Source organism: Polaribacter sp. L3A8 (assembly GCF_009796785.1).
In the GTDB taxonomy this organism is placed as follows: domain Bacteria; phylum Bacteroidota; class Bacteroidia; order Flavobacteriales; family Flavobacteriaceae; genus Polaribacter.
In genome coordinates, this window is the sequence record NZ_CP047026.1 from 1,474,965 (window position 1) to 1,497,484 (window position 22,520).

23 protein-coding genes, 1 tRNA gene and 1 pseudogene are annotated in these 22,520 nt (G+C 30.7%); 8 read left to right on the forward strand and 17 right to left on the reverse strand.

What is annotated here, in order from left to right:
• Positions 1–7: 7 nt before the first annotated feature.
• The gene (locus GQR92_RS05955) at positions 8–289 is read right to left on the reverse strand and encodes a DUF493 family protein (protein WP_158838259.1); all 282 of its coding nucleotides are present in this window, start codon (positions 287–289) and stop codon (positions 8–10) included.
• A gap of 96 nt (positions 290–385) precedes the next feature.
• On the opposite strand from GQR92_RS05955, the gene GQR92_RS05960 reads away from it, so the two are divergent.
• The 5 genes from GQR92_RS05960 (at position 386) to GQR92_RS05980 (ending at position 4,881) form a co-directional block, all read left to right on the forward strand.
• Positions 386–928 (forward strand): AAA family ATPase, encoded by a 543-nt coding sequence (locus GQR92_RS05960; protein ID WP_158838260.1) that lies wholly within the window; start codon positions 386–388, stop codon positions 926–928.
• Positions 925–2,817, forward strand: coding sequence for a RecQ family ATP-dependent DNA helicase (locus GQR92_RS05965; RefSeq protein ID WP_158838261.1), 1,893 nt, complete (start codon positions 925–927; stop codon positions 2,815–2,817). Before GQR92_RS05960 ends, GQR92_RS05965 begins: the two co-directional genes overlap by 4 nt.
• A 2-nt stretch (positions 2,818–2,819) precedes the next feature.
• Positions 2,820–3,773 (forward strand): methionyl-tRNA formyltransferase, encoded by a 954-nt coding sequence (gene fmt, locus GQR92_RS05970; protein ID WP_199269190.1) that lies wholly within the window; start codon positions 2,820–2,822, stop codon positions 3,771–3,773.
• Between the two features lie 186 nt (positions 3,774–3,959).
• Positions 3,960–4,232 (forward strand): HU family DNA-binding protein, encoded by a 273-nt coding sequence (locus tag GQR92_RS05975; RefSeq protein ID WP_158838262.1) that lies wholly within the window; start codon positions 3,960–3,962, stop codon positions 4,230–4,232.
• Between the two features lie 100 nt (positions 4,233–4,332).
• Positions 4,333–4,881, forward strand: coding sequence for a YqgE/AlgH family protein (locus GQR92_RS05980; protein WP_441339135.1), 549 nt, complete (start codon positions 4,333–4,335; stop codon positions 4,879–4,881).
• Here the strand turns inward: GQR92_RS05980 and GQR92_RS05985 are convergent.
• Both GQR92_RS05985 and GQR92_RS05990 read right to left on the reverse strand, forming a co-directional pair.
• A complete protein-coding gene (locus tag GQR92_RS05985; RefSeq protein WP_158838263.1) occupies positions 4,878–5,711 on the reverse strand; it encodes an aminotransferase class IV in 834 nt (277 codons plus the stop codon). The two genes, GQR92_RS05980 and GQR92_RS05985, sit on opposite strands and share 4 nt — an antisense overlap.
• 104 nt (positions 5,712–5,815) lie before the next feature.
• Positions 5,816–6,199, reverse strand: coding sequence for an START-like domain-containing protein (locus GQR92_RS05990; RefSeq protein WP_158838264.1), 384 nt, complete (start codon positions 6,197–6,199; stop codon positions 5,816–5,818).
• A 109-nt stretch (positions 6,200–6,308) separates the two neighbouring features.
• On the opposite strand from GQR92_RS05990, the gene GQR92_RS05995 reads away from it, so the two are divergent.
• Positions 6,309–6,382 (forward strand) — tRNA-Met (locus GQR92_RS05995).
• Positions 6,383–6,733: 351 nt separating this feature from the next.
• Here the strand turns inward: GQR92_RS05995 and GQR92_RS06000 are convergent.
• Positions 6,734–7,648 (reverse strand): ISAon1 family transposase, encoded by a 915-nt coding sequence (locus GQR92_RS06000; RefSeq protein WP_441339140.1) that lies wholly within the window; start codon positions 7,646–7,648, stop codon positions 6,734–6,736.
• On the reverse strand, positions 7,635–7,985 hold the full coding sequence (locus GQR92_RS06005) for an ISAon1 family transposase N-terminal region protein (protein WP_158838035.1): 351 nt from the start codon (positions 7,983–7,985) through the stop codon (positions 7,635–7,637). Before GQR92_RS06005 ends, GQR92_RS06000 begins: the two co-directional genes overlap by 14 nt.
• A gap of 323 nt (positions 7,986–8,308) precedes the next feature.
• Between GQR92_RS06005 and GQR92_RS06010 the strand changes: the two are divergent.
• Both GQR92_RS06010 and GQR92_RS06015 read left to right on the forward strand, forming a co-directional pair.
• A pseudogene (locus GQR92_RS06010) lies at positions 8,309–8,635 on the forward strand (calcineurin-like phosphoesterase C-terminal domain-containing protein); the annotation flags it as partial.
• Positions 8,636–8,720: 85 nt separating this feature from the next.
• Positions 8,721–9,626 carry an IS982 family transposase gene (locus GQR92_RS06015; protein WP_158837965.1) on the forward strand — a complete coding sequence of 302 codons (906 nt, stop codon included), beginning with the start codon at positions 8,721–8,723 and terminating at the stop codon, positions 9,624–9,626.
• Positions 9,627–9,964: 338 nt separating this feature from the next.
• On the opposite strand, the gene GQR92_RS06020 is transcribed toward GQR92_RS06015, so the two are convergent.
• The 12 genes from GQR92_RS06020 to GQR92_RS06075 form a co-directional block, all read right to left on the reverse strand.
• Positions 9,965–11,125 carry a pyridoxal-phosphate-dependent aminotransferase family protein gene (locus GQR92_RS06020; protein WP_158838266.1) on the reverse strand — a complete coding sequence of 387 codons (1,161 nt, stop codon included), beginning with the start codon at positions 11,123–11,125 and terminating at the stop codon, positions 9,965–9,967.
• Between the two features lie 69 nt (positions 11,126–11,194).
• On the reverse strand, positions 11,195–11,938 hold the full coding sequence (locus tag GQR92_RS17795; protein WP_199269191.1) for a hypothetical protein: 744 nt from the start codon (positions 11,936–11,938) through the stop codon (positions 11,195–11,197).
• Positions 11,939–12,006: 68 nt separating this feature from the next.
• Positions 12,007–12,501 carry a PPC domain-containing DNA-binding protein gene (locus tag GQR92_RS06030; protein ID WP_158838267.1) on the reverse strand — a complete coding sequence of 165 codons (495 nt, stop codon included), beginning with the start codon at positions 12,499–12,501 and terminating at the stop codon, positions 12,007–12,009.
• A 26-nt stretch (positions 12,502–12,527) separates the two neighbouring features.
• Complete coding sequence (locus tag GQR92_RS06035) at positions 12,528–12,818, reverse strand: putative quinol monooxygenase (protein ID WP_158838268.1); 291 nt, start codon at positions 12,816–12,818, stop codon at positions 12,528–12,530.
• Between the two features lie 78 nt (positions 12,819–12,896).
• Entirely contained in the window at positions 12,897–13,484 is a 588-nt protein-coding gene (locus GQR92_RS06040) for a cupin domain-containing protein (protein ID WP_158838269.1), read from the reverse strand.
• 697 nt (positions 13,485–14,181) lie between these two features.
• Positions 14,182–15,219 (reverse strand): glycoside hydrolase family 43 protein, encoded by a 1,038-nt coding sequence (locus tag GQR92_RS06045; RefSeq protein WP_158838270.1) that lies wholly within the window; start codon positions 15,217–15,219, stop codon positions 14,182–14,184.
• Positions 15,220–15,230: 11 nt separating this feature from the next.
• Complete coding sequence (locus tag GQR92_RS06050; RefSeq protein WP_158838271.1) at positions 15,231–16,649, reverse strand: MFS transporter; 1,419 nt, start codon at positions 16,647–16,649, stop codon at positions 15,231–15,233.
• A 12-nt stretch (positions 16,650–16,661) separates the two neighbouring features.
• Positions 16,662–17,810, reverse strand: a complete 1,149-nt coding sequence (locus GQR92_RS06055) for an endo-1,4-beta-xylanase (protein ID WP_158838272.1) — start codon at positions 17,808–17,810, stop codon at positions 16,662–16,664.
• 229 nt (positions 17,811–18,039) lie between these two features.
• Positions 18,040–19,089, reverse strand: coding sequence for an aldose epimerase family protein (locus tag GQR92_RS06060; protein ID WP_158838273.1), 1,050 nt, complete (start codon positions 19,087–19,089; stop codon positions 18,040–18,042).
• Between the two features lie 57 nt (positions 19,090–19,146).
• Positions 19,147–20,331: an endo-1,4-beta-xylanase gene (locus GQR92_RS06065; RefSeq protein WP_158838274.1), complete on the reverse strand. Its 1,185-nt coding sequence runs from the start codon at positions 20,329–20,331 to the stop codon at positions 19,147–19,149.
• A gap of 25 nt (positions 20,332–20,356) precedes the next feature.
• On the reverse strand, positions 20,357–21,301 hold the full coding sequence (locus GQR92_RS06070; RefSeq protein ID WP_158838275.1) for an SMP-30/gluconolactonase/LRE family protein: 945 nt from the start codon (positions 21,299–21,301) through the stop codon (positions 20,357–20,359).
• Between the two features lie 10 nt (positions 21,302–21,311).
• On the reverse strand, positions 21,312–22,481 hold the full coding sequence (locus tag GQR92_RS06075) for a hypothetical protein (protein WP_158838276.1): 1,170 nt from the start codon (positions 22,479–22,481) through the stop codon (positions 21,312–21,314).
• Between the last annotated feature and the right edge of the window lie 39 nt (positions 22,482–22,520).

The window sequence follows — 22,520 nt, forward strand, 5'->3', positions numbered from 1 at the left end:
TTCTTAATTATAATGATATGATCCCTTTAATACTTTCTGCTTTTAAATAATAAGAAATTACTTTCTCTGAACTTTCTATTTTTAATACGATAGAAACACTAACATATTTCCCTGTCTTAGACTTTTTTGTATTTATTACAGCACCAGTATCATTAAATAAATCTTCTACTTCTTGTACTTGATTACCCTCTGTAGGTACAATAAATTTATACATATAATCTGCAGGAAAAGTAGTTGTATCTTCTAACTGTGCTTTCAATTTTGCATAAAACTCTTTTTTATCACTCATAAAAATACTTTCTTTATTCTAAATTAATTACAAATAACAAGACACAAAATTACATTAAAAATTAGTTTTATAAAGGGAATCATTTATTTTTGTGAAATGCAGCAAAAAATCGTCTTAATTGGTGGACCAGGAACAGGGAAAACTTCCGTAATAAATGAATTAGTAAATAGAGGGTATTTTTGTATGCCAGAAATATCTAGAGAAGTTACTCTAGAAGCTCAAAAAAAAGGCATAGACCAATTGTTTTTAACAGAGCCTTTATTGTTTAGTAAAATGCTTTTAGAAGGTAGAGAAAAACAATATTTAACAGCTAGTAAAAATAGTGAAAAACTTGTTTTTTTTGATAGAGGAATCCCTGATGTTCATGCCTATATGGATTATTTTAAAACAGCATATCCCGCTACTTTTTTCGAAAAAAGCAACCTTTACAAATACACCAAAATTTTTCACTTCTCTCCTTGGAAAGACATACATACAACTGATAATGAACGCTATGAATCTTTTGAAGAAACCATGGAGATTGACCGGTTTTTAATAAAATCCTATACAGATTTAGGCTATTGCATTATTAACATTCCTTTTGGTTCTTTAGAAGAAAGAACCAATTTTGTAATTAATTCGCTTACTTGCGATTTATGATATTGCCAAAAGAAATATTAAAAAAATATTGGGGTTATTCTAAATTTAGAACACAGCAAGAAGAAATAATTACTGCCGTTTTAGAACAAAAAGATGTTATTGCATTGCTACCAACAGGTGGAGGAAAATCTATCTGTTTTCAAGTACCTGCACTAGCAAAAGAAGGAGTTTGCTTAGTAATATCTCCTTTAATTGCTTTAATGCAAGATCAAGTAGAAAGCTTAATAAAAAAAGGAATTAAAGCAACGAGCATTAAACCTGGTGCTACACAAGATGAAATTATTACTTTATTTGATAACATAAAATTTGGAGGCATTAAATTCTTATACATTTCTCCCGAAAGATTGCAATCGTTTTTTATTCAACAGAAAATTAAGGAATTAAACATTAATTTAATTGCTATTGATGAAGCGCATTGTATTTCTGAATGGGGACATGATTTTAGACCTTCTTACAGAAGTATTAAAATTTTAAGAGAACTAAAGTCTGATATACCTTTTATAGCCTTAACAGCTACAGCAAATAAAAAAGTACTTAATGATATTGCTACAAACCTTGCTTTAAAAGAACATATTGTTTTTAAAAAATCTTTTTTTAGAGAAAATTTAGCGTATCAAATATTTACGGTTGAAGATAAATTACAGCGATTACTTCAAATATTTACAAAAACAAAAACACCCGCAATTGTGTATGTCAACTCAAGAAAAAAGACAGCACAAATTGCGGCTTTCTTAAATGCCAATAATTTTAAAAGTTCTTTTTATAACGGAGGTTTATCATCCGTAGAAAAAAATATTTCTTTTAACAACTGGATGACAGAAAAAACGCCCATTATGGTGGCTACAAATGCCTTCGGAATGGGAATTGATAAAGCAAACGTTGGTTTGGTTATTCACTTAGATTTACCTTCTAGTATAGAGAACTACGTACAAGAAACAGGTAGAGCTGGTAGAAACAGCAAAAAATCGTTTGCCGTTTTATTATTTAATAAAAGCGATGTCTTATTATTTAAAGATCGGCTAGAAAAAACATTGTTAAGCATTACAGAGGTTAAAGAAATTCATAGAAAATTATATCAATATTTTAGAATTTCTTTAGGAGAAATTAGCGAAGAAACTTTTTCGTTTAATCTTTTAGAGTTCTGTAAAAAATATAAATTTTCGGTTTTAAAGGTAGATATTGCTCTTAAAATATTATCAAATAACGGAATTATAGAAATTAGCAATGAGTACAATAAAAAGTCTACATTGTTATTTATTGTACCTAGTAAAACTGTTTTAAATTATTTGGATCAAAATCCTATAATCAAAAAATTTACCAATTCAATTTTAAGAACTTATGCTGGTTTGTTTGAGCAAGAGGTTAAAATTGACGAATTTTTTATCGCAAAAAAAACGAGCCTTACAACCAGTCTTGTTTTATCAAACCTAGAACGTTTACAGAACGATGCTATTATAGAATACAAACCTGTAAAAAATGAAGCTGAACTTACTTTTTTACTTCCAAGAGAAGACGACTATACCATCAATCGATTTTCTAGAGAAATAAAACAATTTGTAAGTCAGAAGAAAAAGAAATCTGATGATTTAATTGCATTTGTAAATAACAATACCATTTGTAGAAGCAGTCAGGTTTTAAGTTATTTTGATGAAATAAAATCAGAAAAATGTGGTATTTGCGATGTCTGTATTTTAGAAAACAGAAAGTCTGCTAAAAATTTATCATCCGAAATAATACAACTTTTAAAACACAAACAAGTTTTATCATCATCAGAAATTAGTGACGCTTTAATAGCAAATGAAAAAGACATTTTAATACATTTGCGACAATTATTAACAGATGATACAATTAAAATTAATCATCAAAATAAATACCAATTAAACAACTAATTATGAAAGACGTACGTATTGTTTTTATGGGAACTCCAGATTTTGCTGTCACTATTTTAAAACACTTAGTAGAAAATGATTATAATGTTGTTGGTGTTATTACAGCATCTGACAAACCAGCAGGTAGAGGACGAAAGTTAAACGAATCTGCCGTAAAAAAATATGCAACCTCGGTAAATTTACCAATTTTACAACCTACCAATTTAAAAAACGAAGACTTTAATAAGGAGTTAAAAGATTTAAATGCCGATTTACAAATTGTAGTTGCTTTTAGAATGTTACCAAAAATAGTTTGGCAAATGCCTAAATATGGTACTTTTAATTTACATGCTTCTTTATTACCAGAATATAGAGGTGCAGCACCAATTCATTGGGCAATTATTAATGGAGAAACTAAAACAGGTGTTACTACGTTTTTTATTGATGATAAAATTGACACCGGAGAAATTATCTTACAAGAAGAAATAGCCGTTTCTGAAACAGAAACTGTTGGTACACTTCATGACAAGCTAATGTTTTTAGGAGCCGATTTAGTTGGAAAAACAATAGACTTAATTGCAACTGAAAAAGTAACAACTACAAAACAACCCGATTTAGAAGAAAAATCTGCTTCTAAATTAAATTCAGAAAATTGTAGAATTGATTGGACGGACTCTTTAGATAATATCTATAACAAAATTAGAGGGTTAAATCCTTTTCCGGCAGCTTGGACAAACATAATGAATGAAGAGGAAGAAATAGCTGCTAAAATTTATGCCATTAAAAAAGAAAAGAATGAAGAAGAACCTCATCATTTTACCGTTGGTAAAATTATAACAACAAAAAAAGAATTAAAAGTGGCTGTTAATGGAGGTTTTATTATTATTGATGAAATAAAACTATCTGGAAAAAAGAAAATGGATGCAAAAAGCTTGCTAAACGGTTATACTTTTTCATCAGAAGCCAAAGTCATCTAAAGCCTTTATCAGTAAGGTTTTTATAGATTTCTGTGTTTTACAACAACCTTTATTAACAATTTAGACATATTTATTAACAAAAAGGCACTTTTTAAGCACTCAAATTTGCGTAAACCCTTAATCCGTCTATATTTGTTAAGCTTTTAAGCAATAAAATATACAATTAATTTAAAAAATCTAATTATTATGAACAAGTCAGATTTAATCGATGCAATGGCTGCTGATGCAGGAATTTCTAAAGTAGCAGCTAAAGCGGCATTAGAATCTTTTACAGATAACGTAACTGCTTCTTTAAAAAGTGGTGATAAAGTTGCTTTAGTAGGATTTGGTACATTCTCTGTATCTAACAGAGCTGCTAGAACTGGTAGAAATCCTCAAACAGGAAACACTATTCAAATTGCAGCTAAAAACGTAGCAAAATTTAAAGCAGGAGCTGGTTTAAGCGATGCTGTAAACTAAGACCTATCGTTTTAAAGTATATAAAACTCTCTTTTTTAAGAGAGTTTTTTTTATGTCAAAAATTATGTTATATTTAACATAATTCTTATAAACTTATATATTGGAACTAAATAAAGGTAAATTATTAATTGCGGAACCCGCTATTTTAAATGATAGCTCATTTAATAGAACCATTGTTTTACTCACAGAACATACATGTAATAACTCTGTTGGTTTTATTTTAAATAGACCATTAAACTATACTATTAACGATTTACTGCCAGAAATTGATTGTAATTTTCCTGTATATCAAGGCGGACCGGTAGAACAAGACAATTTATACTTTGTGCACAAAATACCACAACTACTACCAGATAGCATAGAAGTTGCCAATGGTATTTTTTGGGGCGGAAGTTTTGAATGTTTAAAAGACTTATTAAACAACGCCACATTAAACACTTCCGATATTCGATTCTTTCTAGGCTATTCTGGTTGGGAAAAAGAACAACTCGAAGAGGAAATGAATCAAAACTCCTGGTTTGTAGGAGAAAATGATTTCGAAAATATTTTTTCTATGGATGATGAAAGCCTTTGGAAAAATAAATTATTACAAAAAGGAGGTAATTACAAACTTTGGGCAAACGCTCCTAGCGATTTCAATTTAAATTAAACTCCAGTAATCTGTAACACCTTTAAGTTACCTGCTATTTTAGCACCAAGCTCTGTTGTAAATGTTTTTTTCTTATAACTCGTTACCGGTTGCACCCCAATAATTGCATTTGTTATAAATACTTCATCTGCTTTTTGAACCTCGAAAGGTGATATTGAAGTTTCTTCTAGCGTAAAATCTTTATTCTTAGATAAAATTTCTATTACTTTATTACGTGTAATCCCTTTTATACAACCCTCTGTTAAAGCAGGCGTTTTAATAACATTTCCTTTCACAATAAAGATGTTTCCGTTGGTAACCTCTACTACTCCCTTTTTCTCATTTAATAGAATACAATTATCTACATCATTTTCATCAGCAAAAATACTTGCCAAAGTATTTAACATTCTATTATTCGTTTTTACAGTAGATAAAAGTCCAGAAAAATTATAAAAATCTTTAAAAACATCTAAAGAGTATGCTTTTTTAGTTTGATAAGAACTTGTATGAGCCTCTATTGTGTAATCTATTTTATTTGTTTTAGGAGTGTACAAACCGCCATCTTTTCTAAAAACATTTAAACGGACTCTATATGTATTTGTATCTTCACAAGAAGCAACTGTTTTTAAAATTTCTTGCTCTAAAAACTCCAAAGTAAACTCTAAAGGAATTTTCATACGTAACATTCTCATAGAAGCCATTAATCTAAAATAATGATCTTCCCAGAAAACAACTTTTTTATGCATTACTTTTACGGTTTCAAAAATAGCGTCACCATATTTAAAAGCTCTGTTTTCTGAAGATAAGTTTAGATCTTCTGAATTCAATAATTCCCCATTAAAATTCATCATAAATAAGATATTTTTAGCGTTGTAAAATTAATGTTTTTAAAATGTTTAAGCATAAAAAAACTCAACAATAATGTTGAGTTTTATAATTTTATAAAAATAGAATATTAAGCACCTATAGTATGTCTTAATTCATCTATTTGATTTTCCCATAATTGTTTTGCTTCTTCAACATCATCTTCATCATCAGCAAAATCGGTAATTATTAAAGAAACATCTTTTGTTAATGCATCTACTTGAATTTTAATTTCAAAAAAACTGTCATCTCCTTGGCTTTCTAACCATTTAAAACGAATTCTATCATCTGTTTTCTTAGTAATTAATTCTGCAATTTCTTCTTCTCCTTCCCAGGTAAAACTATACTCTTTCCCTCTAGAATTCACTTTATCTGCAAACCATTCTTGTAAATTAGAAGGTGATGAGATGTATTGATACAACATATGTGGAGATGCGTGAATTGAAATTTCTAGTTCGAATTTTATTTTATCCATTATTGTTTTTCTTAAGCTGACAATATAGTTATTAATTCTATTTAAAAAAAATTTAAAACAATTATTGCCAGTTAATAAAATTCTACTATCTTTGCAGCCTCAAAACCACGGCGAGGTAGCTCAGTTGGTTAGAGCGCAGGATTCATAACCCTGAGGTCACGGGTTCAAATCCCGTTCTCGCTACAAGTATAATACGGAAAGTCAAGATTTATATCTTGGCTTTTTTTTTGTTTGGGTACAACAAATTGACTTTTTTAATTCTTTACAACAAAACAAGGATCAAGTCAAAAAGTTGTGGGATTTAAGAATTACGCAAAAATAGTAGTAAGTCTATATAAGAAAAAATCCACATTTCTGACGCCTCTAAACTGTACTCTAAAGGCTTTAAATTTTAGCATTGAATGATTCTGCTGATGCATTCGTACTGGATCAAGTCAAAAAGTTGTGGGATTTAAGAATTACGCAAAAATAGTAGTAAGTCTATATAAGAAAAAATCCACATTTCTGACGCCTCTAAACTGTACTCTAAAGGCTTTAAATTTTAGCATTGAATGATTCTGCTGATGCATTCGTACTTCGATTATCAAAATAGTTTAAGATGTTTTTATAATGTATCGACATCGTTCTAGCTATAGTGTTGAAGCTTTTAAAGTGTGCCTGTCTTACTTTTTCATCCCATTTAGCAAGTCTTATAAGTGCTGATGTTTTGTCTGTAGTGTTATTGAATATCCAAGATAGATTTTGACATAACTTGTATGCTTTCTCTATATCAGGATATTTTTCAAACAATATTTCTGCTCTTATAGATTGATTTTTAGTCCATTTACTACTTGATTTATATAATAGATATCTGCTTCTAGCTAATAGTTGTTTGAGTGTATCTCCATTTGGTAATAGTTTTTGGGTGTATTTTAAAGATTTACTTCTGGCGTTTTCAATGGCATCATTCTCAACATCAATCGCTTCCCACCGATGTTTAATTCTTATTTCTTGCAGTGCATCTAATGCTAATTTTTGCACATGAAAACGATCTATTACTAAGGCAGCGTTTGGAAAGGATTTCTTGACTATAAGCCCCATATTTCCTGCCATATCCAAGGTTACTTCCCTGACTTTCTTCCTATGTTTTAAAGGAATTTTATGAAGTATTTTTATGACAACTTCAGCTTTAGTTCCTTTGATCATGGCTACTATTGCTCCTTTCTTTCCTTTAGCTAATTTATTTGTTATTATGGTATATAAATCACCGTTAGAAAAGGCAGTTTCATCAAGTGATAAGTGAGTCCCTAAATTCTTTGCAAACAATAACCAGTCTGTTGCGTGCTTCTGTTGATCCCAAGCTTTAAAATCACTTAAATAATCCTTATACTGTCTTTGTAAACTTCTGGGATTTACCCCGTAGAAATTAGCTACAGTACTAGTGCTAGTGGCGTTATTACTTACTGATATCTTTTAAAAAAGCAGCAAATTCACTAGTTATTCTAGTGCCTTTTGCTACTAATTGCCAATCTCTAGTAACCACTTTTTTAGAATTTTCCTCAACCCAACGTCGTCTAATAACGTGTAGAAAAACGTTTTTACCTCGAATTGGGAAATCTTGAACAGTAGCTTCAGGAAAGAAACCTTTAGAATTTAATTTAAGTGCTTTGAATTCTTCAGGAATCGTATTTAATTCTGTGAAATGGAAATGAAGTTCTCCATTTTTAACTTCGTGCTTAGTTAGTTTAAAATAGTCAACAAGAATTTCTGGTAATAATAGTTTTGTTAGTTCAATTGAAGTATCCAAAATAGAGGTTTATTAGAAAGCAAAGTTCATGCTTTTTAATTTACTCCACAACTTTTTGTGTTGATCCCTTAAACACGATTAATTAATGCTATTAGCTCTTTAAATAGCTTGATTTTATGGTAATATAGTATATAAATCTCCATTAGAAAAAGCAGCCATTCTTTAGCATGTAACTTTTTATCGCCTGGTGGACAAATCAAAAAAATTGGTAAGTAATCCCCTTATCTTTAATGAGTTATGGAACCTCAAAAGGATATTTTGAAATTAATTTTAATAACGATAATTATAAAATACAAAGGAGTTAATTTACCAAGCAATTTAGTGTTTGGTTAGGAGATTATAATTCTGAACCATTATCCTCTTTATCAAAAAATAATGAATTTTATGTGAATGTATTTTCGGGTTCAGAAAACAGAAGTGTATCTGTAGAACTGGATGATAACAATAGTATTAATTTAAGGAGAGAAAGAATAGCAGCCCCTTATGTTAACTATATAAAGCGTTTTCAAAAAGAAGATAGTAGTCCGGATAAAAACAGTAAAAAACCACCTTACTTAAGAACAAAATCTAGACATATATGGAAAGGTATTTTTCCTGATAATTTTAAAAAAGGATATAATAAAATAGTAATAAACGTGAGTTCGATGTAAGAAATTTTAATTAAACCTATAAAAAAAGCAGAATATTTAGTATATTAAAGTACTGAATTCTAATATATTAATAAATATCCTGCTTATGATTTCTGATAGTAAAATTATAGAAATTTTCTGTTCTTTAGATGATTTTATGAAAGAATTTAACTTAATTCTTAATAAAAACAGCATTTCTGATGGTTCAACAACTAAAAAACGTAATAGAAAGTTCAAAATGTCTGATAGTGAAGTGATGACCATACTTGTTATATTTCACCTAAAGTCTTACCGAAACCTTAAACACTTTTACTTAAACCATATTTGTAAATACAGACAAGATCTGTTTCCAGATTGTGTTTCTTATAATAGATTTGTAGAACTTCAAAAAAAGGTTACACAACCTTTAGCCGTTTTTATGAAAATGTATTGTTTAGGCGATTGCACAGGTATCTCTTTTATTGATTCTACTCCTTTAAAAGTATGTCACTATAAAAGAGAAAAACAACATCAAGTATTTAAAGATATTGCCAAAAAAAGCTATGGAACTATGGGGTGGTATTTTGGATTTAAACTACATATTGTCTGCAATGACAAAGGAGAAATTATTGATTTTATGTTCACTCCAGCCAATGTAGACGACAGATTCCCTCTCAAACAAAAGAAGTTTCACGACAAATTATTTGGAAAAATTTTTGGAGACAAAGGATATATTGGGAAAGATTTATTTGAAAGACTTTTTGTAGACGGAATTCATTTAATAACTAAAGTTCGAAAAAACATGAAAAAGAAAGCAATGGACTATATGGATAAAGTTATCCTAAGAAAAAGAGCAATCATCGAAACAGTAAATGATGTACTAAAAAACACTTGCCAAATTGAACATTCTAGACATAGATCTTTTGATAATTTCATAACAAATATGATCTCTGGATTAATTGCATATTCTTTTTTACCTAAAAAACCTTCTATAAAAATCCCGAATATGTTACCGAATATTGCGATTGATTAGCTCGAACTCACGTTAATAACAATAGAAAACCCATATTTCGAAACAATTAAGGAGTCTTTTTGGGTATTAAAAAAAGTAAATAAAAAAATGTGCTTTTTTGATCAACAAAAGATAATGTTCTAAGACTACTGTTTACCCCCCGATGCTAACTCAAAATTATCTTTTTTTTCTTCTTCTATATATTCTTCTAAAACAGAATTTGAAAATAAACACCTCTTTTTTTCATCTAAACATGTTAATTTATAGGTATGACTAAGTAAGAAGTATACTCCATGCTTATGTAGCGAATATGGAGTATCTTCTATGACATAAAAGGTGTGATGGTGTAATTATTCTAGTTAGAAGTGTTTTAATATTTGAGCAGTTCCCAACCCTAATTCATGTGAATACCCATTGCTTTTCAATGCTGATTCAATAGCTCCAACCGTTGCCAGTAAATCATTTTTGTTTACCGATCCCATGTGTCCAATTCTAAAGTAATTATTTTTTAATTGAGGTAAAAGACCTCCAGCTAATATAACGCCTCCTTGGTTTACTGACTTTAAAAAAGTAGCAATGTCTATTTTACTGGGATATAAGGGAGCCGATAACGTGTTTGCAGAAACGTGTTCGTTTTTTGATAATAAATCCAAGCCTAAAGCTTTAATTGCTGCTCGCATGGCTTTACCTGCACTTTTGTGTCGAACAAAACGATTGTCTAAACCTTCCTCTAAAATGAGTTGTAAACTTTTTTCTAAAGCAATTACAAGATTTACTGCAGGTGTTCCAAAATAAGAGGCTTGTTTATTTTCATAAGCTTTCATTATTGGTAACCAATTGGTCCAATCTCCATAGTAATTAGAAACAGGACTTGTTCGTTGTTCAAATGTTTGCATTGCCTTTTTAGAAGCCACTAAAAGCGCGAGTCCTGGAGGAACTCCTATTGCTTTTTGAGAAGCTGTAAGTACAACATCAATTCCCCATTCTTCTTGTTTAATTTCTTCGCCAGCAACAGAACAAACACCGTCTAGAATGGTTAATACGTTGTACTTTTTACCTAAGGCACCAATACGTTTAGCATCATTTAAAACAGCTGTTGATGTGTCAACATGTGTAAAAGTTAAAAGTTTATAGCTTTTAGATTTTAGTTGCTGTTCGATAAGCTCTAAGGGTACAATGTTACCGACTTCAGCTTCAAGTATATCTACTTGAGCGCCATATCGCTTTAAGATTACTGCATAACGTAACCCAAAGTAACCTGTCGATATTACAAGGGCTTTATCACCAGTTTCTATTAGGTTTGCAGCAGCCATATCCATAGCAAGTGTACCTGTTCCTGCTACTATGAATGCTTGACCAGATGGGCATTGCCAAACTTCTTTCATTAGTTTTAAACTATTGGCAAAGAGGTCTATAAAATCTGGTGAAACATGGCTAGGAGTTGGTACTGCCATACATTGCATCACTTCACTTTCAAATTCTATTGGACCAGGTATCATTAATAATTTTCTCGATTTCATCTATTGCGTGTTATCGTTTTTTTAACGATTTTATTAGTTTTTTTTTTGACAGAAAATGATCATTAAATTTTAGTATTCTACCTTTGACTTATTCTTTAATTTATTTTCTAAGATAGGATATAGATTGTAAGTTGCATAAACTTCTGTTGTAAAAGCTTTCCATGCAGTTCTCTCAATCGCTAAATTTACAGCTGATAGTTTTGACGCAGGAAGTTCTAAAACCACCACTTGACCAAGTCCCATAACTACAAACCAATTAACTACAGAAGTACCTTCTGGAGGTAGGTTTTCATAAAAGCCTTGGTCCGTTCTTATCTTTTCAATCTCACTTAAAGTCATACTTTGATCATGTTTAAGAAAGACGGTTAATAACAACTTGTCATCATCTTTTTTAGAACTAGCTTTTAAATCAAGCACTACCTTTGACTTATTTTTTAATTTATGCTCTATGATAGGATACAAATTGTAAGTTGCATACATTTCTGTTGTAAAAGCTTTCCATGCTGTTCTTTCAATTGCTAAATTTACAGCAGATAATTTTGAAGCAGGAAGTTCCAACACAACTACTTGGCCAAGTCCCATAACTACAAACCAATTAACTACAGAAACACCTTCTGGAGGAAGGTTTTCATAAAAGCCTTGGTCCGTTCTTATCTTTTCAATCTCATTTAAAGTCATACTTTGATCATGTTTAAGAAAAATGGTCAATAACAACTTGTCATCCGCTTTTTCAGAGTTGTTAAGACTATCATTCGATTGTGCATGGACGATCATTTGTATTAAAAATAATGGAAGTAATAATGCGTATTTCATGTTTATTATTTTTAGATGTTTGTGATAAGTAAGACAGAATGCTCTTTAAGTCATTCTTTTCTATGCTTCTAAAACTTGTACAGGTTTAGACCAGTATCCTCATCATAATAGCGATCAACCGTTCCATCAAAACTTTCTATAACAAATTCTCCAGCTCCATTAATTTTGGCTGTAAGAAAGTGTCCCGCTAATGCCGTGTAATCGTTACGTCCAAGTGTTACATGCATGTGTACGTAGTGTTTTCCATCTTTTTGAGATATATTACCGGTTAAGTTGGTAATCTCCATTTGTTCGGAAAACGTTTTATCTACAAACTCTTTAGTAGCTGGATCAAAAAATCGTAAAGTAGCTTCATTAACAGCCCCCATACCTACAATTGTTCCTGCTTTTATATCCTGTTCTTTAACAAACGCAGTGATTGCTTTTGTAATCTCAGCATGGTTTTGAATGCTTATAACGTACTTGTTACCAAACTGCTTGTAGGTGTATAGTTTAGAATTTGATTGTGCATTTGCTAAAAAAGATACCGTAATACACAATACTATTAAAATTGACTTTTTCATGTTGTATACTATTTTAAGTTATAAAATTAATAAGACGCTCTTATTATATCTATCGATAAACTATCGGCCTTTTTTCCAAGTTCGTTCTTTAGTATTAAAAAATGATCTGTTTGATTATGAAAGTCAATCGCTTCCTGAGATTTCCATTCTTCTAGAATGATGACCTTTGCGCTATTATTAATATCTTCATGTAATACATAAGAGATATTACCTTCTTCTTTCCGTGTGGCATCCGTTACGGTTTGCAACATATTTAAAACATCTTCCTTAAATTCGGGTTTTACAATAATTGTAGCTATAATTTTTAATTCGCTCATAATAAATATTTTTGTTTTATTTTTTTTTGATTTACTTTATTTTTGAGTTCATACCATCAATATGAACCTTTAACCCTTTTATTTAAACCAAATTTTGACTAATCCACCACGTTTACCTAAAAGCGGATCTTCATTGGGTATTGGTAGTGACAATATATTTTTATCTGCAGCTGGACGCTCTCCTTTAGCCCCCCGCATTAGATCCCAGTCACGACCATCAGGATACGCACCTACTACACCAAGATTTAAACTTTCAATTTTTTTGTGGCCAACACCAGCAGGTATAATAATAACATCTCCTTTGGTAACTTTAATTTTTTCACCTTGCTCTCCTCCTAAATGAATGATCGCTTCACCAGAATATATTCCCAAAACTTCATGAGAGGTACTATGGTAATGGTGAAAAGGGTAGATACCGTTTGTCCATGAATTGGTCCAATTATTGGATTTGAAAGTTTGTAAAAACCATTGGCTAGGATTCTTTTCGTTTTTTGGCAAAGCATCTTTAATAAGAAGTAATGGTAATTTACTATTAGGTATTAGTCCATCATCTTTAAAATAAAATTTCTCATAGTGGTTTTGTTTGTCACTATTGGCAAATAATTTTGAAACAGGAAATATCAATGGCGTTAACCCCAATAAGCGTATAAAATTTTTTCTATTCATAAATTTTCGAGTTTTACAACATTATTTGTTTAGGTAGATTAAATTTTATCTATAAATGTTTTTTCATTTTTTACAACTAAAATAATAAGGGGAGTTTTAATTAATTTTAGCAGAAGCAAAAACGAAATTAGCTGTTATTTGCTAATAAATAAAAATAGAATATCTAAAGTTTTCTTAATTTATATAAAAATAAAAGAGGCCATTAATGTTTTCTTCTTTTCTTTTAAAAACACACTTTAATCACTACTATACAATTACTTAGATTTAATTTAGTATTTACAGGAGTAATACAGGAAATTGTGTTAAAAACATAAGGTTGGCAAGTGTCATCATTATCTCATGATTACCAAGAATAAACTCGAAGTAGAATGTTTTACTTTTTTCAATTTACCAATTAAGAACACCCTTACTATCAAATCTCTTATCAACCTAATTTCCAAGAAAAACAACTTTATCAAATCATGTTGAAAAATAGTTTTTAATGCGTTTATACTACCATGTATATCTCCAATTGCGTAAATTGCCATGATACCTTTTGTTTTTAAACTATATCCCCCAAAGCTTATATTAAGTTTTTTTGACTGTTGATCATCTTTAAAACACTAGTAATCAACTTTTAATTGAGTTTAGCTAGTTCTCCCTAAATTTTATATTATGTAAGATGTTTATTGATCTACAAACTGCAACTTGTAAAAAACTAATCTCTATAAGGTTCTATTGTTTGTATCGTTCCGTCTGAATTATAATTAATTTCGATAACCTTTACAGAGCGTAAATGTGTTACTCCTTTTGATAAACTAGAATCATGATAGAATAAATAGTCTTTACCGTCTACATTACAAATAGAGTGATGTGAGGTCCAACCAACCACTGGTTCTAAAACCTTACCTGCATAGGTAAATGGTCCGTAAGGATTATCTCCTATAGCATAACATATAAAATGTGTATCTCCTGTAGAATAAGAGAAATAATATTTTCCATTGTGCTTATGCATCCACGCTGCTTCAAAAAAGCGTCTATCAATATCTTTTGCTAATAATAAATCTCCATTTTCATCAATAATTTCTACCTCCTTTGCCTTTTCATCAAATTCTAACAAATTATCAGTCATTTTTGCTACATAAGGTAATAAAGCTGGTTCATTATCTTCAGGAATAAATGCTGTTGGACTCTCTGGTTGGTCTGCTCTAAACTCACCTGTTCTCCAGCGCTGTAATTGTCCACCCCAAAGACCACCAAAGTACATATAACAACTACCATCATCGTCTTTAAAAACAGCTGGGTCTATAGAAAAACTACCTTTAATTGCTTCTGATTCTGCTTTAAAAGGTCCTGTTGGAGAATCGCTTATTGCAACACCAATTCTAAAAATATCATCGTGTGCTTTTGCTGGAAAAAACAAATAATATTTCCCATCTTTTTCATTTGCATCTGGTGCCCACATTTGTTGTTTTGCCCAAGGAACGTCTTTTACATGTAAAGCCAAACCATTGTCTACAGCCTTACTATCTATAGTATCCATAGATAGTACATGATAATCTTCCATAGCAAAATGGCTTCCTAAATCATCAAAAGCTTCTCCGGCATCAATATCATGAGATGGATATATATATATTTTACCATCAAATACATGTGCAGATGGATCTGCAGTATATATATGAGACACTAATGGTTGTGAAATGGCTTTTTTATTTAATTCATCAAAATTGATGTGTTCTATACTTTCTTCTGGCATTGTATTATTTTTTAAATTGCTCTTCTTTCGTTTAACTCTTTTTCTATTTTTAATTCCATTTTTTTATCTATTTCATAAAAATATAATAACCCTACTCCTATTAAAAACGGAATTGCAGCATACACACTAATTAATAACTTTGTACCATTAATAGCTGCTTCACTTTGTATTTCTAAATGAGAATCATATCCATAAGCTCCTAAAATTGATGAAACTAAAGCACTACCAATACTAATACCTCCTTTTAAACCAACCATCATTGCAGAAAATATAATGGCAGTTGCTCTTCTGTTTGTTTTCCATTCAGAAAAATCTGCTACATCGGCAATCATCGTCCAAAGAATTGGAGTCCCAATTCCGTAAAAAAACATGTGTAAAATCTGAGTTACAAAGATTAACTCTATAGATTCTGGTTGATAAAAATAAAAAGCAATAATAAATAAGGTTGAAATAAAGAGCGAAATGGCAAAAACATTTCGTTTTCCGAATTTATCTGCCAAACGTTTAGAAAGAATGATACCTATTAAACCAACTAGAATTCCAATTCCGTTAAACACCCCTAAACCAAAAGAGGTTTCATTTTCAAATGTGGGTAATATCGATCTATATGGGTCTAAAAACGCTCTTAACTTTTCTTCGTTTACAAAGTTTTCGAAATAATAAACATAAGAACCACCTTTCATTGCTAATGTGACAAATATTAGTGTTGTAAGCACTAACATTATTACCCAAGGTTTATTTTTAAACAAATCTGATAAATCTTCTTTTAAACTAGATTTTTGTTCTGGCTTAGGTATTACTCTTTCTTTTGTGGTAAAAAAGGTAATCATTAACATTATGGTTCCTATAATGGCTAAATAGGTCATTACGGTTTCCATACCTGCTGCTTTGTTACCATCACCTGCCTTTAGAATTAAATCATACATAAAAACTTGCACAAAAAACTGTGCACCTAAAACACCCACAAATCGATATGCAGATAAGCTATTACGCTCTTTCATATCTCCTGTAATAACACCACTTAAAGCAGCATAAGGTAAATTATTTGCAGAGTATAACAATAACAATAAAGTATAGGTAATTACAGCATAAATAACCTTTCCTTGATACTCAAAATCTGGTGTTGTAAAAGCTAATAATGCAGTTACTCCTAAAGGTATTGCAGTCCATAAAATCCAGGGTCTAAATTTACCCATTTTGGTATTTGTTCTATCTGCCAAAGCACCCACCATAGGGTTAAAACCAAACGCAGCTATAAGTCCAACTGTTAAGGTTACTAATGCGGCATCTTCTGGCTTTAAGCCATAAATATCTGTATAAAAATAAGATAGATAAGTTACTAGAGTTTGAAAAACTAAATTGGCTGCTAAATCTCCAAGAGCATAACCTACTTTTTCTTTTACAGATAATTTGTGTGAAATAGTTGTCATTTTCAGGAGTTATTAGTTTGCCTTATTTTTAAGCGCAATTACATTATTATATACTTCTTTTGGTTTATCATCTCGTCCAAAAAGTAATGGATAATTTGTTCTCCCTTTAATTGGCCAATCATTTAACCAAGATTGCCCATCGTTAACTCCCCAAAAAGTAACACGGCTAATTTTATCTTTGTGTTTTAAGAAAAGATTAAATATATCTTCATAACGTTTTGTTATTTTTAGTTCTAATTCTTCAGATAATCCATTTGGATAAGGATTCATTTTAGGGTCATTCTCATAACTCTCATAGCTTTGTTCTACAGCTGCTCCATCCAATTCCCAGGGGTTTGGTAGCACAGTAATATCCAACTCTGTAAACATTACTTTTACTCCTAAATCTGAATATGCAATTATACTGTTTTCAATGTCTTCTAAAGACGGACCTTCTAGACTCCAATGTGCTTGCATACCTACACCATCAACTTTAATACTTTTTGCTTGTAGATTTTTTACAATTCTAATAACTCCTTCTCTTTTTGCTGGTTTCCAAAGATTGTAATCGTTGTAGACTAGCTCTGCATCTGGTGCTGCTTTTTCGGCAAGTTTAAAAGCTAATTCTAAATAGCTTTCATCTCCAAAAATTTTATAAAATAGAGATTCTCTTGGAGACCCATCTTCATTTAAAGCTTCATTTACAACATCCCAAGAATCAATTTTCCCTTTATATCTACCTGCAATGGTATTTATATGCTTTGTAATATTATTTACTAAAGTGTCTTTATTTGTAATTTCATGAACCCAAGGCGCAAGTTGACTGTGCCAAAGCAAGGTATGCCCCACAACATGCATGTTATTTTTATTACCAAAAGCAACATAAGCATCTGATACCTCAAAATTATAAGTGTCTTTTTTAGGGTGAATTTGCTCCCATTTTAAATCGTTCTCTGGAGTAATGGCATTAAACTCTCTTGTTATTAAAGTTGTTTGTACTGCATTTACTTCTTTAATTTGACCTGTATTAAGTGCTGTTCCTAGTAAAAAATCTTCTTTAAAACTATCTTTTAAAGACGTCTTGTTTTGAGGTGTTTCTTTAACAGTTTCTTTTTTTGCTTCTTTACAGCTTAAAAGGCAAATTGATAATAAGAGTAACGTTGTATTAATTTTATTAAACATATCTATATTGTATTTATTTGTAAATTTCTATGGATGTCAGTTATTGCTATCAAGTGAGTTTTTTTTATATAAACTGACCAATAGGTCCTTTTAAAAAGTACTCCTTGATATTGGTTTAAAATTAACTGTAAAATGTAGATTACTGTAAAACAAATACTGCTTTTAGTAGAAAAATTCTTGCATTATAAGAATTAAATTCTATTTTAAAAGTGTTACTTAATTCTAGCAATCACTTATAAACACTAAACTTATAAATAGTTCTTGAAAAATACTTTTCTCTTGGTAGTAATAAGGTTGATGGAAAGCTGGTTTGATTAGGACTATTTGGAAAATGTTGCGTCTCTAAACAAAACGCTGCTCTTTTTTGATATAAAATATCGTTTTTGCCTTCTAAGTTATTTAGATGATTGCCTGAATAAAATTGTACTCCGGGTTCGGTAGTATAAACCTCTAAACTTCTGCCAGATTTTTCATCAACTACTTTTGCAACAAAACCAGCATTCACATCGTCCAAAACAAAATTATGATCAAAACCACTACCTAATACTATTTGTTGATGTTCTTTATTAATAACTTTCTTTAAGGTTTTTAGTTTTCTAAAATCGAAAGGAGAATTCGTAACATTTTCTAAACTACCCAAAGGAACCATTTTATCATTTACAGGTAAATAATGACTTGCCTTTATTTGAAATAAATGATTCTCTATGGATTTATTAAAATCGCCCGATAAATTAAAGTAAGAATGATTTGTTAAGTTTACTACCGTTTTTGCATCTGAAATTGCAGAATATTCTATTTGTAATTCATTTTTATCTGTTAACGTATACACTACTTTCACTTCTAAATTACCCGGAAAACCCTGATCTAAATGTTTTGAAAAATAAGTTAATTCTAAAGTAGAATCTGATAGTTGTTTTGCTTGCCAAACAACAGCATGAAAACCTTTTTCACCTCCATGTAATTGGTTTTCTGATTCGTTTTTAGCCAATAAAAACTCATTATTATCTATGCTAAATTTACCATTTGCAATTCTATTTCCATAACGACCAATAATAGCTCCAAAAAAATGATCTGGCTTTTCTAAATAATCTTTTGCAGAATCGTAGCCTAAAACAACATCTTTAAAAACACCATTTTTATCAGGAACAAAAAGGTTTACAACCCTACCTCCATAATTGGTAATCTGACTAACAATTCCGTTCTTATTTTTTAGAGTAAATAATTTAATTGATTTGTTATTTAAAGTATATCTAAAATTTTCAGGAGTGATTAAATTCATAAATCTATTTTAAGACTATTCAATTTTATTGATTCTAAATTATCAAAAGCAATCTGTTTATTGTATCGTTTCTAAAATAGCTTTTCTAGCCAATTTTGGTTGCATATCTCTATTATACAAAAGAGGGTAATTCGTTCTATTTGGTATTGGATAATCATTTTTCCAAGACATACCATCATGAACACCCCATAAAGTTACTCTATCAATTTTATCTTTGTTCTTTACAAAAATTTCAAATAATTCTTTATAACGATTCGCTAAATCCTGTTCTACTTCTTTAGGCAAACCATCTTTATAGGGATCTAAAAATATTTCAAACTCTTCTAATTGAAATTGTGGTTCCATCATACTACGCCCTATTATTTGACCTTCTTTAGTAACTGGTAATACATCAACATCTAATTCCGTAATCATCACTTTTATTCCTAATGCAGCATAGGCATCAATAGCTTCTTGAATGTACTTATTCTTAGGGAAATTAAGGCCCCAATGTGCCTGAATACCAACACCGTCAATACGAATACCTGCTTCTTTAAGCATTTTTACCATGCGTACTATACCATCTCTTTTTTCTGGTCGCCAAGCATTAAAATCATTATAATACAATTCTGTATCAGGAGCATATTCACTAGCATATTTAAATGCCAACTTAACCATTTCATCTCCATCTCCAATGCTATTTACCCATGTTGTAGATCTATAAGAACCATCATTGTCAATAACCTCATTAACCACGTCCCAAGCATGTACTTTACCTGCATATCTACCTGCAACAACTTTAATGTGGGTACGCAATCGTTCTTTTTGTTCTTCTAGAGTATTAGCTCCTCCTTTTTCATTGGTAAAAAACCAAGCTGGTGTTTGGTTGTGCCATATCAAAGTATGTCCAACAATAAACATGTTATTTTCTTTCCCAAAAGCAACAAATTCATCTGCAGCTTTAAAATCATAAACTCCAGGCTTCGGATTTACCACCTCTGCTTTCATACAGTTTTCTGGTGTAATTGTATTGAACTCCTTTTTTACAATTTGGTTTAAAATATTCTCTTTTCCAGAAACAATATCATCGTTTATTGCACTACCTAATAAAAACTGTTTTTCAAAAGCGCGTTTTAGTGCAATATCTTTATTAGACACAGGTAAATTATTACTAGTTTCTTTTGGTGTTTTATCATTATTACAACTTGTAATTGCAAGCATTAAAACACAAATTAGCGTACATGTGAATTTTGATTTTTTCATGAAATTTGTTTTTTTTTTAATTATATTAATTAGTATATCGAACGCCTTTAACATTCATTTGTAAAGTATAAACAGAATTTAAAGCAGTTATAAAAAGTGTTTTAAAGTCTTTACCTCCAAATGTAACATTGCCAGTCCATCCTTTTGGAACTGCAATTTGTTCAATTTTTTCACCATCAGCATTAAAAACGGTAACACCATCAGCTCCTGTTAAATAAATATTTCCCTTATTATCTATAGTCATTCCATCAGAACCCTTAGCTTTGAATAGTTTTTTATTAGCTAAATTTCCGTTTTCTTGAACATCAAAAACAAAAGTTTTATTGTCTGCTTGGTCTGCTACATACAATTTTCTACCATCTTTAGAACCAATAATACCATTAGGTTGCACATAATTATCATTAGATACAATAATTGGTTTATCTGCATTGGGAGCTAAATAATAGACTCTATTTTCTTTTTGCTGTGGCTTTTTGTGAGACCACCAATCACGTTGATAATAAGGATCTGTAAAATAAATACCTCCTTTAGCATCAACCCAAAGATCGTTTGGCCCATTTAATTTTTTGCCTTCAAAATTGCGTACTAGAACCGTTTCTTTTTTATCTGAATTGATACGCCACAATTCGTTTTTTTCATCAGCTGCAGATAGTAAATTTCCTTCATTATCAAAATAAAGTCCGTTTGAACGACCAGAAGGTTTCATGTATTCAGATACTAAATTGGTTTTTGCATTCCATTTTAAAATCCTATCATTTGGCTGATCGGTAAAATAAACATTACCTTCTTTATCGGCTGCCGGTCCTTCTGTAAATTCGTAATCATCTGAAATTAAGACCAATTCTGCTCCATTGACTATAATTTGATTACTCTGTTTTTTTTGAGCATTACATGAAGTACATAATACAAAAACCAAAATGATGCTTTTAAAACCTAAAAAGGTTTTTAATAATTTTTCTTTTACTTTCATTTTAATAAATTTACTCTCTTACATAGTTTAAAAATTTATTAATTTCAAACTCACCATCTAAAACACTTGCTTTAAAAACATATTTACCTGCTTTGGGAATAAAAATACGTGGTGTTGTAGTATTTGGATTATTATTTTCGAACTCACAATCGGCAGGCCCCTCTACTTGCTCCCATACTATTTCCGGGCTAATGGCATCTTTATCGTCGTCAGTAATCACAGCCGTAATTGCAAGACTGTTATCTGTTTTTGAATACGTATAATCAATAGAAATAGTTGGGGGTGTATTTATTGCAGAAACTAAAGCATTGGTATCATTTGCAAAGCGTTGCTCATCCTCTATACCTGCTGCCCAAAGTGCAATACGTTGTGCAAACACCCTATTATCGGAATGACTTAAACGGGTACCAGCACCGGCATTCCAAAACAAATTACGATCAAAAACACCTATTACTCTACCTTTACCTATTTCAGCTATTGCTAAAGCTACATCGGTATTTTCATTAAATTCACCATCATTTGAATTTACAACTAACCTACCGCCTAATCCGCCTTCTTGCGCTTTCGCTAAAATTACTGCTGGTTTAGAAACACGAACAAAACTTACTCCTTCTCCTCTAAAAGCAACGCCTTTATGTTTATTGTTTTTATTAATAAAATGATTTTGTACATACTCGTTCACTAGGTAGTTTCCAGCACCATTGTCGGTCAAAAAACGCATACCAAATTGCTCCATTAAAACATTGTCAGAAATTCGCCCCACTTCATTATCAACACCTACAATGCTATATTCTCCACCAAATCCGCTATCCGACCAAGCAATTACTCCGCCACCTTTTTTTACCCAACGTTTTAAATCTTTAGCTTCTGCTTCTATAAAAACTCGCTGATTTGAGCCTAAAATTAAAACATCAATCTCCTTTAGAAATTTGGCATTAATTACAATTTCTTGATCGTAAACTTCGCTTATTGTGCACCCAACAGCTTCCAATGCTTTTTTGAAACCACTCATACCTAAATCACCTTCATCATTCAAACGCATTTGGTGAAATGGTTCTTTACTTCCAGATGGTATCGCACCATCAGCAGCAACATCTCCATATACATAAACAATGTTTTGCGCATCTACAGCTAGAAAACAAATTAAACTTATAGCTAATAATATTATTTTATGTTTCATATTTTTATTTTTAGTGATACATTATTAATAGTATATAAA

What these genes read in the sequence shown, in the direction of transcription:
- GQR92_RS05955 (WP_158838259.1), bottom strand. Translation starts at nt 289, where the DNA reads ATGAGTGATAAAAAAGAGTTTTATGCAAAATTGAAAGCACAGTTAGAA.
- GQR92_RS05960 (WP_158838260.1), top strand. Translation starts at nt 386, where the DNA reads ATGCAGCAAAAAATCGTCTTAATTGGTGGACCAGGAACAGGGAAAACT.
- GQR92_RS05965 (WP_158838261.1), top strand. Translation starts at nt 925, where the DNA reads ATGATATTGCCAAAAGAAATATTAAAAAAATATTGGGGTTATTCTAAA.
- fmt (WP_199269190.1), top strand. Translation starts at nt 2,820, where the DNA reads ATGAAAGACGTACGTATTGTTTTTATGGGAACTCCAGATTTTGCTGTC.
- GQR92_RS05975 (WP_158838262.1), top strand. Translation starts at nt 3,960, where the DNA reads ATGAACAAGTCAGATTTAATCGATGCAATGGCTGCTGATGCAGGAATT.
- GQR92_RS05985 (WP_158838263.1), bottom strand. Translation starts at nt 5,711, where the DNA reads ATGATGAATTTTAATGGGGAATTATTGAATTCAGAAGATCTAAACTTA.
- GQR92_RS05990 (WP_158838264.1), bottom strand. Translation starts at nt 6,199, where the DNA reads ATGGATAAAATAAAATTCGAACTAGAAATTTCAATTCACGCATCTCCA.
- GQR92_RS06015 (WP_158837965.1), top strand. Translation starts at nt 8,721, where the DNA reads ATGATTTCTGATAGTAAAATTATAGAAATTTTCTGTTCTTTAGATGAT.
- GQR92_RS06020 (WP_158838266.1), bottom strand. Translation starts at nt 11,125, where the DNA reads ATGAAATCGAGAAAATTATTAATGATACCTGGTCCAATAGAATTTGAA.
- GQR92_RS17795 (WP_199269191.1), bottom strand. Translation starts at nt 11,938, where the DNA reads ATGAAATACGCATTATTACTTCCATTATTTTTAATACAAATGATCGTC.
- GQR92_RS06030 (WP_158838267.1), bottom strand. Translation starts at nt 12,501, where the DNA reads ATGAAAAAGTCAATTTTAATAGTATTGTGTATTACGGTATCTTTTTTA.
- GQR92_RS06035 (WP_158838268.1), bottom strand. Translation starts at nt 12,818, where the DNA reads ATGAGCGAATTAAAAATTATAGCTACAATTATTGTAAAACCCGAATTT.
- GQR92_RS06040 (WP_158838269.1), bottom strand. Translation starts at nt 13,484, where the DNA reads ATGAATAGAAAAAATTTTATACGCTTATTGGGGTTAACGCCATTGATA.
- GQR92_RS06045 (WP_158838270.1), bottom strand. Translation starts at nt 15,219, where the DNA reads ATGCCAGAAGAAAGTATAGAACACATCAATTTTGATGAATTAAATAAA.
- GQR92_RS06050 (WP_158838271.1), bottom strand. Translation starts at nt 16,649, where the DNA reads ATGACAACTATTTCACACAAATTATCTGTAAAAGAAAAAGTAGGTTAT.
- GQR92_RS06055 (WP_158838272.1), bottom strand. Translation starts at nt 17,810, where the DNA reads ATGTTTAATAAAATTAATACAACGTTACTCTTATTATCAATTTGCCTT.
- GQR92_RS06060 (WP_158838273.1), bottom strand. Translation starts at nt 19,089, where the DNA reads ATGAATTTAATCACTCCTGAAAATTTTAGATATACTTTAAATAACAAA.
- GQR92_RS06065 (WP_158838274.1), bottom strand. Translation starts at nt 20,331, where the DNA reads ATGAAAAAATCAAAATTCACATGTACGCTAATTTGTGTTTTAATGCTT.
- GQR92_RS06070 (WP_158838275.1), bottom strand. Translation starts at nt 21,301, where the DNA reads ATGAAAGTAAAAGAAAAATTATTAAAAACCTTTTTAGGTTTTAAAAGC.
- GQR92_RS06075 (WP_158838276.1), bottom strand. Translation starts at nt 22,481, where the DNA reads ATGAAACATAAAATAATATTATTAGCTATAAGTTTAATTTGTTTTCTA.